The following is a 12347-nucleotide window of genomic DNA, read 5'->3' as shown; positions in this document are numbered from 1 at the left end:
ACGCGTGTACGATCCGGACGGTGATCGATGAACGATTCGCGTTGCCGCCCACCGTGGACGAACGGACGCTGCTCGAGACCTTCCTGGACTTCCAGCGGGACGCCCTGGTCCGCAAGTGCGCGGGGCTCACCGACGCGCAACTTCGACAGCGGCCGGTGCCCTCGTCCGGCCTGTCGCTGATCGGCCTGGTCCGGCACCTGGCCACGGTGGAGCGGTGGTATTTCCAGGCGGTGCTCGCCGACGCCTTCCCGGGGGACCTCTTCGACCTCTCCGTGCACCCGGACGCCCCGTTCACCGAGGTCGCCGCAGCCACCGGCGCGGAGACCTTCGCGCTGTGGCGGGCGGAGGTGACCGTCTCGCGCCGGATCGCCGCCGAGCGCCCGCTGGACGCGGTCGGCCGCCACCCCGGCACCGGGCGCACGCACTCGCTGCGCTGGATCTTCGCCCACATGACCGACGAGTACGCCCGCCACCTCGGGCACGCCGACATCCTGCGGGAGGCGATCGACGGCCGGACCGGGGAGTGAACCCCGACTCACGCCGCCGCCCGGTGCGTAGCGCCGGGAAGGTCAGCGGGCAAGAGCCGCGAACGACGAGTGAGTGATTTCGCTCAACGCATCCAGATCCTCATCCGTATCCGAAGATATGGACATGCGGATCCTCATGGCCGGAGTGTCCGGCTTCCTCGGCACCCGACTGGTCGACCGGCTCACCGCGGACGGGCACCAGGTCACCCGCCTGGTCCGCCGCGCACCACGCACCCCCGACGAGCGGCAGTGGAACCCGTCCGCCGCGCAGCTCGACCCGCAGGTCGTCGCCGCCGCCGACGCGGTGGTCAACCTGGCCGGCGCCGGGGTGGGCGACAAGCGCTGGAACGCCGCGTACCAGGGCCTGATCCGCTCCAGCCGGGTGGACAGCACCACCACGCTGGCGATCACCATCGCCGGCCTGCCGGCCGAGGAACGGCCGGCCGTGCTGCTCAACGCCTCCGCGGTCGGCTGGTACGGCAACACCGGCGACCGGACGGTCGAGGAGGACTCGCCGGCCGGCGAGGGCTTCCTGGCCGACGTGTGCCGGGTCTGGGAGGCCGCCACCCGTCCGGCCGAGGACGCCGGCGCGCGGGTGGTGCGGCTGCGCACCGGGCTGCCGCTGCACCGCGACGGCGGCATGCTCAAGCCGCAGCTGCTGCCGTTCCGGCTGGGCGTCGGCGGCAAGCTGGGCAACGGCCGGCAGTGGCTGCCGTGGATCTCCATGCGCGACTGGCTGGACGCGGTGACCTTCCTGCTGGCCCGCGACGACCTCGCCGGTCCGGTCAACGTGGTCGGTCCGGCCCCGGTCACCAACGCCGAGTTCACCCGGGAGCTGGCCCGCCAGCTGCACCGGCCGGCGATCATGCCGATCCCGGCGGTCGCCCTGAAGGTCGCCCTCGGCGGCTTCGCCCACGAGGCGCTCACCAGCACCCGGGTCCTCCCCGGCGTGCTCGGCAAGGCCGGTTTCACCTGGACCCACCCCGACCTGCCGGGCGCGCTGCACGCCGCCCTCACCGACTGAGCCGGCGAGGGCGACGACGGCGCGGTCAGCAGCCGATGACCCAGTAACCGGGACCGGTCTGCTTCAGGGTGCTCGTGTAGAAGGTGTTGTAGAGGCCCATCCGCTGATTGCTGCCCAGCGCGTAGGCGTAGCCGCCGGACTGGTAGGCCCGGCCGGCCGTGACGTGCGCGTAGTTGCTCGCGGTGACGCAGACCGGCGCGGTGGTCGGGGTCGGGGAGGGCGACGCGGTCGCGGTCGGCGTCGGGCTGGGCGTGCCGCCCCCGTTCAGCCCGAAGAAGAGCGCGTCCCGGTAGGTCGAGCAGATGGTGTCCAGGAAGTACGCCCCGGCGGTGCCGCACTGGTCGGTGGCCGAGCCCGGGTCGACCGGGGTGCCGTGGCCCATCCCGGAGACCCGGTAGAGCCGCACCTGGTCGCTGCCGTAGACCTCCAGGCTGGTGCCGGCCGGCAGCGACGCGGTGCTGGTCGGGGTCTGCGACACGCCCAGCACGTTGGTCCACTGGTCGCGCGACTCGGCGGCGTTCAGCGGCGCGACGGTGGTGTCCGAGGTGCCGTGCCAGATGGCCACCCGGGGTCGCTTGCCGGTGTAGCCGGCGTAGGCGTTGCGGACCAGGTCGCCCCACTGCGCGGGGGTCTTGTCGACGCCGGGGTTCATGCAGGAGAAGGCGTTGGTCATGCTGGTGGCGCAACGGTAGGGGATGCCGGCGATCACCGAGCCGGCGGCGAAGACGTCCGGGTAGGTGGCGAGCATGACGGCGCTCATCGCCGCGCCGGCCGACAGGCCGCTGACGTAGACCCGGCTGCCGTCGACGGAGTAGTTGGCCTTGGCGTAGTCGACCATCTGCTTGACCGACAGCGCCTCGCCCTGTCCCCGGGCGGTGTCTCCGGTCTCGAACCAGTTGAAGCAGGAGTTGGCGTTGTTGGCCGAGGGCTGCTGCGGCACGATCAGCGCGAACTTCCACTGGTCGGCGTACTTCTGCCAGCCGGAGTTGGTGAAGTAGGTCGAGGCGTTCTGGGTGCAGCCGTGCAGGAGCACCACCGCCGGGGCGTTGGCCGGCAGGCCGTCCGGGCGGTAGGCGTACATGGCGAGGTTGCCGGGGTTCGAGCCGAAGCCGGTGACCTGGGTGAGCGTGGCGGCCTGGGCGGGCAGGGCGGCGGCGAGGACGGCGGCGGCGGCCAGGACGACCCCGGCCGCCACCCCGGCGAGGCGGGTGAGAAGGGATGAGGAGCGGCGCACGGCGGCCTCCTGACGGCGAATTGTGAACTGGGTCACCCCCGAGTTGCCGCGACGTTACGTCCGTGTTTCACGCCCCCGGAATGGCCGCCGCTCACACATTCACGAACGCCGAAGTGTGCGGGCGGGGCCGCGCCGGCCGGCCCCGCCCGCCGAGCCCTCAGCAGTTGCGCAGCTCGGGCGACTGGTTGCGGATCTGCGCGAGCGGCGACACGAACTCGCGGTGCGCCGGGCCGCCGGCCAGGGCCGGCGGGAAGGCGGCCACCCGGTGGCAGTTCTGGAAGGCCAGGGTCACGCCGAAGTGCCGCTCCAGGCCGCCCCGGATGGCGTCGCTGGCCAGCGCGCGCAGCAACTGCCCGCGCTCGGCCTCACCGGGCGGAGGCACCGCGTGCTCGGCCATGTCGCCGCCGGCCGCCCGCGCCGCGACGTCGGCGACCACGGACCAGGCGTACGGCAGGGACCGGCGGACACAGTCGACGAACTCGGCGTCGTCGACCTGACCCGCCTCAGCCCGCTCCAGCAGAGCGGTGGGTACGTCGAGGGACATCTCTCCTCCAATCGGTACGCGCCAGCGCGCGACTCGATGCAATTGGAAGTCATTTCCAACAAGCGGTCAAGGTTCCGTGTCTGACCGGCGTGTCCAGGTCCGGTTGGTAACGTCCGCTGCGTGCCGTCCTCCCCGTCCCCGGTTACCGGCCGGTCGACCGCGCCCGCCGCCCGCAACCGGCGCGCCGACCTGCTGCTGGTGGTCGCCGCGGTGGCCCTGGCCCTCTGGGTGACCAGCGGGATGTGGCGGGACCCGAACACCCGCACCATCACCGTCAACTCCAGCGACCAGGCCCTCTTCGAGTGGCTGCTGGCCTTCGGCGGGCACGCCGTGACCCACGGGGAGAACCCGCTCTTCACCCACCTGATCAACGTCCCGGACGGGGTGAACCTCGCGGTCAACACCTCGATCACCGCGTACGCGGTGGTCTTCGCGCCGCTGACGTACCTGATCGGGCCGCCGGCGACGTTCCTGGTGATCCTCACCCTCAACCTGGCCGCCACCGCGGTGGCCTGGTACTGGCTGCTCAGCCGGCACCTGGTCGCCAGCCGGCTGGCCGCCGGGGTGGGCGCGCTCTTCATCGCCTACTGCCCGGCCATGGTGTCGCACGCCAACGCGCACCTGAACTGGACCGCCGGCTGGCTGGTGCCGCTGCTCGTCTGGGGCGTGCTCCGGCTGCGCCGTCCCGGGCGCGCGATCGCCGGCGGGGTGGTGCTCGGCGTGCTGGTGGCGGTCGCCTTCTCGATTGCCGCCGAGGGGCTCTTCTTCACCGCGCTGGCGGTCGGACTGTTCCTGCTGGTGTGGGCGCTGCACCCGGCCCGCCGGGCCGAGGCGCGCGCCGCCCTGCCGGGCTTCCTGCGCGGGCTCGGGGTGACCGCGCTGGTCGCCGGGGTGCTGCTGGCCTACCCGCTGTGGCTGCACTTCGCCGGGCCGCAGCGGTTCCACGGCACCGGATTCGACCCGCTCATCCACTCCGAGGACATCGCCGCGTACGGGTCGTACCCGCGCCGGTCCCTGGCCGGCTGGGCCGGGCTGGGCACCTCGCTGGCGCCCAACCCGACCGAGGAGAACTCCTTCTTCGGGATCCCGCTGCTGCTGCTCGCCGTCGCCTGCTTCGTCCTGCTCTGGCGGCGCGCCGACGCGGCGTTCCGGGCCACGCTCACCGCGCTCGGGGTGACCGCGCTGGTCTTCGCGGTGCTCTCCTGGGGGCCGACGGCCAAGTGGAACGGCCGGCGCACCGACCAGCTGCTGCCGTTCGGGGTGCTGGACAACCTGCCGGTGGTCAACGCGGCGCTGCCCGCCCGGCTCGCCCTGGTGGTGGCCCCGGTGATCGGGCTGCTGCTGGCGTACGCGGTCGACGCGCTGCGCGCCCGGCCGCCCCGGCACCGCTCCACCGAGCTGGTCTGGGCGCTCGGCTTCGTCGCCGCGCTGCTGCCGCTGCTGCCCACCCCGCTGCTGACCAGCGTCCGGGAGCCGGTCCCGACATTCATCACGAGCGGCGCCTGGCAACGCTACGTCTCGCCCGGCGGGGTGCTCACCCCGCTGCCGCTGACCGTCGACATCTACCCGGACGGCCAGCGCTGGCAGGCGTACGCCCTGGCCCACCGGCAGGGCGAGTTCCGCATCCCGGCCGGCTTCTTCCTCGGCCCGGGCGGGCCGGACGGCCGGGGCCGGATCGGGCCGGTCCCGCGCACCTTCAGCGCGCTGGTGGACCAGGCCGGGCGGACCGGGCTGGTGCCGATCATCACCGACGGCAGCATCCGGGAGTCCCGGGCCGACCTGCGCTACTGGGGTGTCGAGACGGTGGTGCTGGCCGACCGGGTGCACGGCGCGAAGTTCGACGTCGACGAGGAGGCGGTGCGCCGCACCGCCACCGCCCTGCTCGGCCCACCCGAGCGGGTCGAGGACGTCTGGCTCTGGCGCGTCCCGAAGCCCTGACCCCGCGATCTTGCACTTGGCGCCCCGGCATCGGGGGCGAATGCCGCGAAACGGCGGCCGTAACTGCAAGATCGACGGGTCCCGGCGGGGGCGACGCGGGTCCGCGGCGGAGAATGGCGACGAGGCTCACGCGGGTCGCCCCGCAGCGGCGGGACTAGGCTGGACGCGTGAGCGTGACGACTTCCGGGCTGACCGCCGTCCGTGCCGGCCTCCTCGACTACCAGGCCGCCTGGGACGAGCAGCGCCGGCTGCACGAGGCCGTGGTGGCGGGCGAGCAGGGCGACACCGTGCTGCTGCTGGAGCATCCCAGCGTCTACACCGCGGGCAAGCGGACCGAGCCGTGGGACCGGCCGATGGACGGCACCCCGGTGATCGACGTGGACCGTGGCGGCAAGATCACCTGGCACGGGCCCGGCCAGCTGGTCGGCTACCCGATCGTGAAGCTGCCCGACCCGGTCGACGTGGTCGCGTACGTCCGGCGCACCGAGCAGCTGCTGATCGACGTCTGCGCCGAGTTCGGGCTGGCCGCGGGGCGGGTCGAGGGACGCAGCGGGGTCTGGGTGCCCGAGGACGACCGGGGGCCGGCCCGCAAGGTGGCCGCCATCGGCATCCGGGTGGCCCGGGGCGTGACCCTGCACGGCTTCTCGATCAACTGCGACTGCGACCTCGGCTACTTCGACCGGATCGTGCCGTGCGGCATCCGCGACGCCGGGGTCACCTCGCTCACCGCCGAGCTGGGCCGGCCGATCACGGTCGCCGACGTGCTGCCGGTGGTCGAGCGGCACCTGCCCACCCTGGTCACGGTCCAGGACTAGCGGGTGCGGATCGATCTCGTCACCCTCGTCGTCGCCGACTACGACCCGGCCATCGCCTTCTTCACCGAGGTGCTCGGCTTCGAGCTCGTGGAGGACAAGCCCTCGCTGACCAACGACGGGCGGCCGAAGCGCTGGGTGGTCGTCCGCCCGCCGGGCGGCGGCACCGGGCTGCTGCTGGCCCGCGCCGACGGGGAGCGGCAGGCGGCGGCGGTGGGCGACCAGACCCACGGCCGGGTCGGCTTCTTCCTCCAGGTCGACGACTTCGACGCCACCTACCGGCGGATGGTCGAGGCGAAGGTCGAGTTCGTGAAGCCCCCGCGCACCGAGCCGTACGGGCGGGTCGCCGTCTTCCGCGACCTGGCCGGCAACCCCTGGGACCTGCTCGGTCCCGCCTGACGAGGAGAGAACCCCCGATGACCGACGTGATGTCGACCCAGCAGCGGATCGCCGAGGAGCTCCAGGTGCCGGCGGCCTTCGACGCCGCCGAGGAGATCGAGCGCCGGGTCGTCTTCCTCGCCGACCGCCTGGTCGACACCGGCCTGGCCACGCTGGTCCTGGGCATCAGCGGCGGGGTGGACTCGACCACCGCCGGCCGGCTCTGCCAGCTCGCCGTGGAACGGGCCCGCGCCGCCGGCCACCCGGCCACCTTCGTCGCCATGCGCCTGCCGTACGGGGTGCAGGCCGACGAGCACCACGCCCAGGCGGCGCTGGAGTTCATCCGGCCGGACCGGGTGCTCACGGTCGACGTCAAGCCGGCCGCCGACGCCGCGCTCGACGCGCTGGTGGCCGCCGGGCTGACCTTCCGCGACGCCGCGCAGCAGGACTTCGTGCTCGGCAACATCAAGGCCCGGCAGCGCATGATCGCCCAGTACGCGGTGGCCGGCGCGACGGACGGGCTGGTGGTCGGCACCGACCACGCCGCCGAGGCGGTCACCGGCTTCTTCACCAAGCACGGTGACGGGGCGGCCGACCTGGTGCCGCTGACCGGGCTGACCAAGCGGCGGGTGCGGGCGCTGGCCGAAGCCCTCGGCGCCCCCGCCGAGCTGGTCGGCAAGGCGCCCACCGCCGACCTGGAGAGCCTGGCCCCGGGCAAGCTCGACGAGGACGCGCTCGGCCTGGCCTACGAGCACATCGACGACTACCTGGAGGGGCGGCCGGTGCCGGCGGAGGTGGAGGCGGCGCTGGTGGCCCGCTACCGGGCCACCGACCACAAGCGTCAGCTCCCGATCGCGCCCTAGGGCCGGAACGGGGCCGCAAGGTCCTGAGGTGCGGACTCTCTCCCACCACCCAGCGGCTCGGGTGGGGGAACCTCGACTTCATCACGCAGACCGGACGGTACGCGCCGGCGCAGAACATCAGCTTCAACGTCTCGACCTCCGGATACACCGGGCGCCACATCGTCTTCGTCATCTGGCAGGCATCCCACCTCGACCAGGCCTACATGTGGTGCAGTGACGTGAACTTCGTCTGATTCGGCAGGACCGCGACACTCCGGCCCAGCACAGTGGCGTCCTGGGCCGGAGAGCCCCTCACGGCGTGAGGCGGTGCAGGTCCCGGGGGAAGGCGGTCACCTCCCGCACGTTGGCCGCCCCGGTGAGCCGGGCCACGAAGCGTTCCAGCCCGATGGCGAAGCCCCCGTGCGGCGGCATGCCGTGCCGGAACGCGTCCACGTACCCGGCGTACGGCTCGACCGGCTCGCCGCGGGCCGCCAGGGCGGCGAGATAGTCCTCGTACCGGTGCAGCCGCTGGCCGCCGGTGACCAGCTCCATCCCGCGGAACAGCAGGTCGAAGCCGTTGGAGTGGGCCGGCCGGGCCGGGTCCGGGTGGGTGTAGAACGGCCGCTTCGCCATCGGGTACCCGGTGACGAAGAGGAAGTCCGAGCCGTGCTCGCGGCGCGCCCACTCCCCCAGCGCCCGCTCGTGCGCCGGGGCGAGGTCCGGCTCGTCGGCCGGCGCCCCGGCGATCTTGAGCGCCTCGGTGAAGTGCACGGCCGGGATCTCCTCGGGCACCGCGGGCAGGGCCAGCCCGAGGGTGGCGAGCGCGCCGCCGGCCCGCGCCTCGACCTCGGCCAGCATCCCGGCCAGGGTCTCCCGCAGCACGGCCATCACGTCCCGGTGGTCGGCCACGAACCCCAGCTCGACGTCGAGCGAGGTGTACTGGGCCAGGTGCCGGACGGTGTCGTGCGGCTCGGCGCGGAACACCGGCCCGACCTCGTACACCCGCTCGAAGACGCCGACCATGAGCTGCTTGTAGAACTGCGGCGACTGGGCCAGGTACGCGGGCCGGCCGAACCAGTCCAGCGCGAAGACGTTCGCCCCGCTCTCGGTGGACGAGGCGACCACCTTCGGCGTGTGGATCTCCACGAACCCGCGGGAGTCGAGCGCGGCCCGGAAGCCGGCCACCGCCGCCGCCGAGATCCGCAGCGCCGCCGACCGGGTCGGGTGGCGCAGCGCGGTCGGCGCGTGGTCGAGCTGGGTGGGCAGGGTCGCGGTGAGCGCCGGCCGGTAGAGGTCGAACGGCGGCGGGACGGCGGGCGGGCCGAGTGGGCGTACCGTCGGCTCGGCAACCTCGACCCCGGCGGGGGCCGTGGCGTTCGCGACCACCGTGCCGGTGACCTCGACGACCGTCTCCTCGGGCAGCGACTCGACGGCCGCGCGCACGGCGGGGTCGGTGACCACCACCTGGGTCAGGCCGGCGGCGTCCCGGACGATCAGGAAGGCCACCGACTTGAGCAGCCGGCGGCGGTGCACCCAGCCGGCGACCCGCACGGTCGCGCCGACATGGTGGCTGAGCTGGGAGGACAGGATGCGTTGCACGGCGGTTACCTCCTCGGTCAAATCGCAACGCGATCCCCAGGGAGGTGTGGGCGAGCGGGAAGCCTCGCGGTGCCACCACACCTTCGCCCTCCGCCTCGGCGGAGGGCCTCGTTCGTCGCCCGGTGACGGGGGCCAGCCGGCGGGGTCTACTGGGCGCCGAGGCGCCGTTCTTCCCGCAGCTCGGGAGGGTCTTCGCGGCCCGGCGCCAGACCGCCTCTCAGCAACCGGCGGCTCTCTGCGCTGGCGGATCGGCCCGCTACTCGGCTCCGTCGCAGCTCTGCCGGGCACGCTAGCACCCGCGCCCGGCTCGTGTGACGGGGTTTTCTGGTGGCTCGTGTCCGGTGTCACATCATTCGGGGCGTGACGGCGGTCGCCCGACGTTCATCGACGGCCGCCGACCGGCGTACGCTCGGCGTTGTGACGATCGAGCACTCCGCGCCGACGACTGAGCAGGCAGCGCGCACCGCGACGGTCGCCCCCGAGGGGCGGCGCATGCTGCGGATCGAGGCGCGCAACGCCGAGACGCCGATCGAGCGCAAGCCGCCGTGGATCAAGGTCAAGGCCAAGATGGGCCCGGAGTACACCCAGCTGCGCGGGCTCGTCTCGCGCGAAGGGCTGCACACCGTCTGCCAGGAGGCCGGCTGCCCCAACATCTACGAGTGCTGGGAGGACCGGGAGGCCACCTTCCTCATCGGTGGCGACCAGTGCACCCGGCGCTGCGACTTCTGCCAGATCGACACCGGCAAGCCGGCCGAGTTCGACGCCGACGAGCCCCGCCGGGTCGCCGAGTCCGTCGCCGCCATGGGCCTGCGCTACGCCACCATCACCGGCGTGGCCCGCGACGACCTGCCCGACGGCGGCGCCTGGCTCTACGCCGAGACGGTCCGGCAGATCCACGCTCTGCAGTCCGGCTGCGGCGTCGAGCTGCTGATCCCCGACTTCAACGCGGTGCCCGAGCAGCTCGCCGAGGTGTTCGGCGCCCGACCCGAGGTGCTGGCGCACAACGTGGAGACCGTGCCGCGGATCTTCAAGCGGATCCGCCCGGCGTTCCGCTACGAGCGCTCCCTCGACGTGATCCGCCAGGCGCGCGCCGCCGGCCTGGTCACCAAGAGCAACCTGATCCTCGGCATGGGCGAGGAGCGGGCCGAGGTCTCCCAGGCGCTGCGCGACCTGCACGAGGCCGGCTGCGAGCTGATCACCATCACCCAGTACCTGCGCCCCTCCCCCCGGCACCACCCGGTCACCCGCTGGGTCAAGCCGGAGGAGTTCGTCGAGCTGCGCGAGGAGGCCGAGGAGATCGGCTTCGCCGGCGTGATGAGCGGCCCGCTGGTCCGCTCGTCGTACCGGGCCGGGCGGCTCTACCAGCAGGCGCTCGCCGCCCGCGACGAGGCCGTGGCCGCCGGCTGAGGCCGGCCGTCCGCCGCGTCACCCGCCGCCGGCCACCCGCCGGATGCCATGATCCCAGGGATGACCGCCGGGGTACGCCAGGAGCCGCGCGAGGCCAGCCGCCCGCGTACGCCCCGGCGTCCCCGGCTGCCGGCGCTGCTCGCCCTGCTGGTCGGGCTGGCCGGGGTCGGCTACCGGCTGGCGCTGCTGCTCGCCGACGCGCCACCCACCAACAGCGACGAGGCGACCATGGGGCTGGCCGCCCTGCACATCGCCCGCGCGGAGGACTTCCCGGTCTGGTTCTACGGGCAGGCGTACATGGGCACGCTGGAGGCGTACCTCGCCGCGCCCCTGGTCGCCCTGGCCGGGCCGTCGACGCTCGCCCTTCGGCTGCCCGCCCTGGCCCTGTACGCGCTCTTCCTCGCCCTGTCCTGGCGGCTCACCCGCCGGCTCGGCGGCGACCCCTGGTTCGGCCTGCTGGTGATCGCCTTCCTGGCGCTCGGCTCCGACCGGGTGGTCAAGAACCAGCTCATCGCCGGCGGCGGCTACCCCGAGCTGAATCCGGCCGGGGTGGCCCTGGCCCTGCTCACCGTCGGGCTTTGTAACGGCGGGTCGGGGGCGCGGCTGCCCCGCTGGGCGGCCTGGGGGCTGGTCTCCGGGTTGCTGCTCTGGGTGGACCCGCTGGTGCTGCCGTACGTCCTCGGTACCGGCGCCGTGCTGGTGGCCCGGCGGCGCCGGGAGCTGGCCGGCCCGGCGGGGCCGGTCGTGGCGGCCACGCTGCTGCTGGGCGCGGCGCCGATGCTGCTGGACAGCCTCCGGCACGGCCGCAACCCGCTCGCCGCGGTACTGGCCGCCAGTGGCGGGGACGCGGCGGCGAGCTGGGGCGAGCGGCTGTACGGCGGTCTGGTGCTCGGCCCGCCCCTGGCCCTGGGCTTCTGCTCCCCCGGCCACTGCGCCCGGTGGCAGCTCTGGTGGGCCCCGGTCTTCCTTGTCCTGCTGCTCCTCGGGGCGATCACCGCCTGGCGTGCCCTCTCACCCGCGGATCTTGGACGCTTTCCGTTCGCTACGAACGGCAACTGTCCAAGATCCGGAGGCGAGCCCGCCCGCGTGACGGAGCGGAGGGTGTCGGCGGCGGTGCGGCTCGCGCTGCTCGCCGGGGCGGCGGCGGTGCTGGCGGCCTACGCGGCGAGCAGCGCGGCCGGGCGGACCCCGATCGAGAGTGCCCGCTACCTGTCCGTCCTGGCGGTCGCCGCGCCCGCCCTGCTCTGGCCCCTCTGGTCCGCCGCCCGCCGGACCGGCCTCTGGCCCCGGCCCGCCGAGCCGCCGGGAGTGCGCCAGGTCGGCGCGATGGAGTCGATCGACCGGGGCGCGGGCGGTCCGGGACGGCTCCGGGCGGCCGGAATCGTGGCGATCGCCGTGCTGGCGGGGATGCTCGGCACCGGGGCGGTCACCACGGCGGGCGCCATCAGGGCCGCACCGGCCACCCACGCGGAGGCCGACCGGCACCGGGCGCTCATCGACACGCTCGGCGCGCTGGGGGTGCGGCACGTGCGCGCCGGCTACTGGACCTGCAATCGGCTCACCTTCGCCACCGGCGAGGACGTGCGCTGCGCGGTGGTCGACGACGAGCTGCGTCCCGGGTTCGACCGGCTGCCGGCGTACCGGCGGGCGGTGGACCCGGACCCGGACGCGGCCTGGGTGGCCCCGGCCGGGTCGCCGCTGGCCGACCGGCTGGACCGGCGGCTCGGGCCCGGCCGGGGCGCGCTCGACGTGGTCACCGTCGCCGGCTGGCGGATCTACCTGCCCCGCCGCTGAGCGGGCGGTGTCGGGGGTCGAGCAGGCCGAGACGGTGGGCCAGCGCGGCGGCCTCCACCCGGTTGGTCACGTCCAGCTTGGCGATGATCCGGGACACGTGCACGCTCGCCGTCTTCGGCGAGATGAAGAGCTGCTCGGCGATCCGGCTGTTGCTGTGCCCCTCGGCGACCAGCCGCAGCACCTCCTGCTCGCGGCTGGTGAGCAGGTCCGGGCCGGGCCGGCCGGCGCCGCGCAGCCCGACCCGGCGG

13 protein-coding genes are annotated in these 12347 nt (G+C 74.0%); 9 read left to right on the top strand and 4 right to left on the bottom strand.

Translation table 11 applies throughout. The annotated features are described in order from the left end of the window. Window positions 1-20 precede the first annotated feature (20 nt). Window positions 21-527 (top strand): DinB family protein, encoded by a 507-nt coding sequence (locus ACW0Q9_RS10685; protein ID WP_456180076.1) that lies wholly within the window; start codon window positions 21-23, stop codon window positions 525-527. Window positions 528-651: 124 nt separating this feature from the next. After that, window positions 652-1551 carry a TIGR01777 family oxidoreductase gene (locus ACW0Q9_RS10680; RefSeq protein ID WP_456180074.1) on the top strand — a complete coding sequence of 300 codons (900 nt, stop codon included), beginning with the start codon at window positions 652-654 and terminating at the stop codon, window positions 1549-1551. Window positions 1552-1576: 25 nt separating this feature from the next. On the opposite strand, the gene ACW0Q9_RS10675 is transcribed toward ACW0Q9_RS10680, so the two are convergent. After that, window positions 1577-2785: an extracellular catalytic domain type 1 short-chain-length polyhydroxyalkanoate depolymerase gene (locus ACW0Q9_RS10675; protein WP_456180072.1), complete on the bottom strand. Its 1209-nt coding sequence runs from the start codon at window positions 2783-2785 to the stop codon at window positions 1577-1579. A gap of 157 nt (window positions 2786-2942) precedes the next feature. Then, window positions 2943-3329, bottom strand: coding sequence for an SCO5389 family protein (locus ACW0Q9_RS10670; protein WP_456180070.1), 387 nt, complete (start codon window positions 3327-3329; stop codon window positions 2943-2945). 120 nt (window positions 3330-3449) lie between these two features. Here ACW0Q9_RS10670 and ACW0Q9_RS10665 point away from each other — a divergent pair, with 120 nt between their 5' ends. The 5 genes from ACW0Q9_RS10665 to ACW0Q9_RS10645 all read left to right on the top strand — a co-directional run bounded on the left by ACW0Q9_RS10665 (window position 3450) and on the right by ACW0Q9_RS10645 (window position 7553). Beyond that, window positions 3450-5267, top strand: coding sequence for a DUF2079 domain-containing protein (locus tag ACW0Q9_RS10665; RefSeq protein ID WP_456180068.1), 1818 nt, complete (start codon window positions 3450-3452; stop codon window positions 5265-5267). A gap of 167 nt (window positions 5268-5434) precedes the next feature. After that, window positions 5435-6082 carry a lipoyl(octanoyl) transferase LipB gene (gene lipB, locus ACW0Q9_RS10660; RefSeq protein WP_456180066.1) on the top strand — a complete coding sequence of 216 codons (648 nt, stop codon included), beginning with the start codon at window positions 5435-5437 and terminating at the stop codon, window positions 6080-6082. 3 nt (window positions 6083-6085) lie between these two features. Continuing rightward, window positions 6086-6478 (top strand): VOC family protein, encoded by a 393-nt coding sequence (locus tag ACW0Q9_RS10655; RefSeq protein ID WP_091319942.1) that lies wholly within the window; start codon window positions 6086-6088, stop codon window positions 6476-6478. A gap of 17 nt (window positions 6479-6495) precedes the next feature. Further along, on the top strand, window positions 6496-7320 hold the full coding sequence (nadE, locus tag ACW0Q9_RS10650; protein WP_456180064.1) for an ammonia-dependent NAD(+) synthetase: 825 nt from the start codon (window positions 6496-6498) through the stop codon (window positions 7318-7320). Window positions 7321-7343: 23 nt separating this feature from the next. Continuing rightward, window positions 7344-7553, top strand: a complete 210-nt coding sequence (locus ACW0Q9_RS10645; protein WP_456180114.1) for a lytic polysaccharide monooxygenase — start codon at window positions 7344-7346, stop codon at window positions 7551-7553. Between the two features lie 58 nt (window positions 7554-7611). On the opposite strand, the gene aspS is transcribed toward ACW0Q9_RS10645, so the two are convergent. Next, entirely contained in the window at window positions 7612-8898 is a 1287-nt protein-coding gene (gene aspS / locus ACW0Q9_RS10640) for an aspartate--tRNA(Asn) ligase (RefSeq protein ID WP_456180062.1), read from the bottom strand. A gap of 360 nt (window positions 8899-9258) precedes the next feature. Here aspS and lipA point away from each other — a divergent pair, with 360 nt between their 5' ends. Together lipA and ACW0Q9_RS10630 are read left to right on the top strand one after the other, a co-directional pair. Beyond that, window positions 9259-10305 carry a lipoyl synthase gene (gene lipA, locus ACW0Q9_RS10635; RefSeq protein WP_456180060.1) on the top strand — a complete coding sequence of 349 codons (1047 nt, stop codon included), beginning with the start codon at window positions 9259-9261 and terminating at the stop codon, window positions 10303-10305. Window positions 10306-10365: 60 nt separating this feature from the next. Continuing rightward, window positions 10366-12099, top strand: a complete 1734-nt coding sequence (locus ACW0Q9_RS10630; RefSeq protein WP_456180058.1) for a DUF423 domain-containing protein — start codon at window positions 10366-10368, stop codon at window positions 12097-12099. On the opposite strand, the gene ACW0Q9_RS10625 is transcribed toward ACW0Q9_RS10630, so the two are convergent. Next, window positions 12059-12347: helix-turn-helix domain-containing protein (locus tag ACW0Q9_RS10625; RefSeq protein ID WP_456180056.1), on the bottom strand; the 289-nt coding region annotated here is incomplete at its 5' end. The genes ACW0Q9_RS10630 and ACW0Q9_RS10625 overlap by 41 nt on opposite strands.

The organism is Micromonospora sp. I033 (assembly GCF_053890995.1).
The sequence above is the reverse complement of the archived record's forward strand: the minus strand, read 5'-3'. Positions and strand labels throughout refer to the sequence as shown.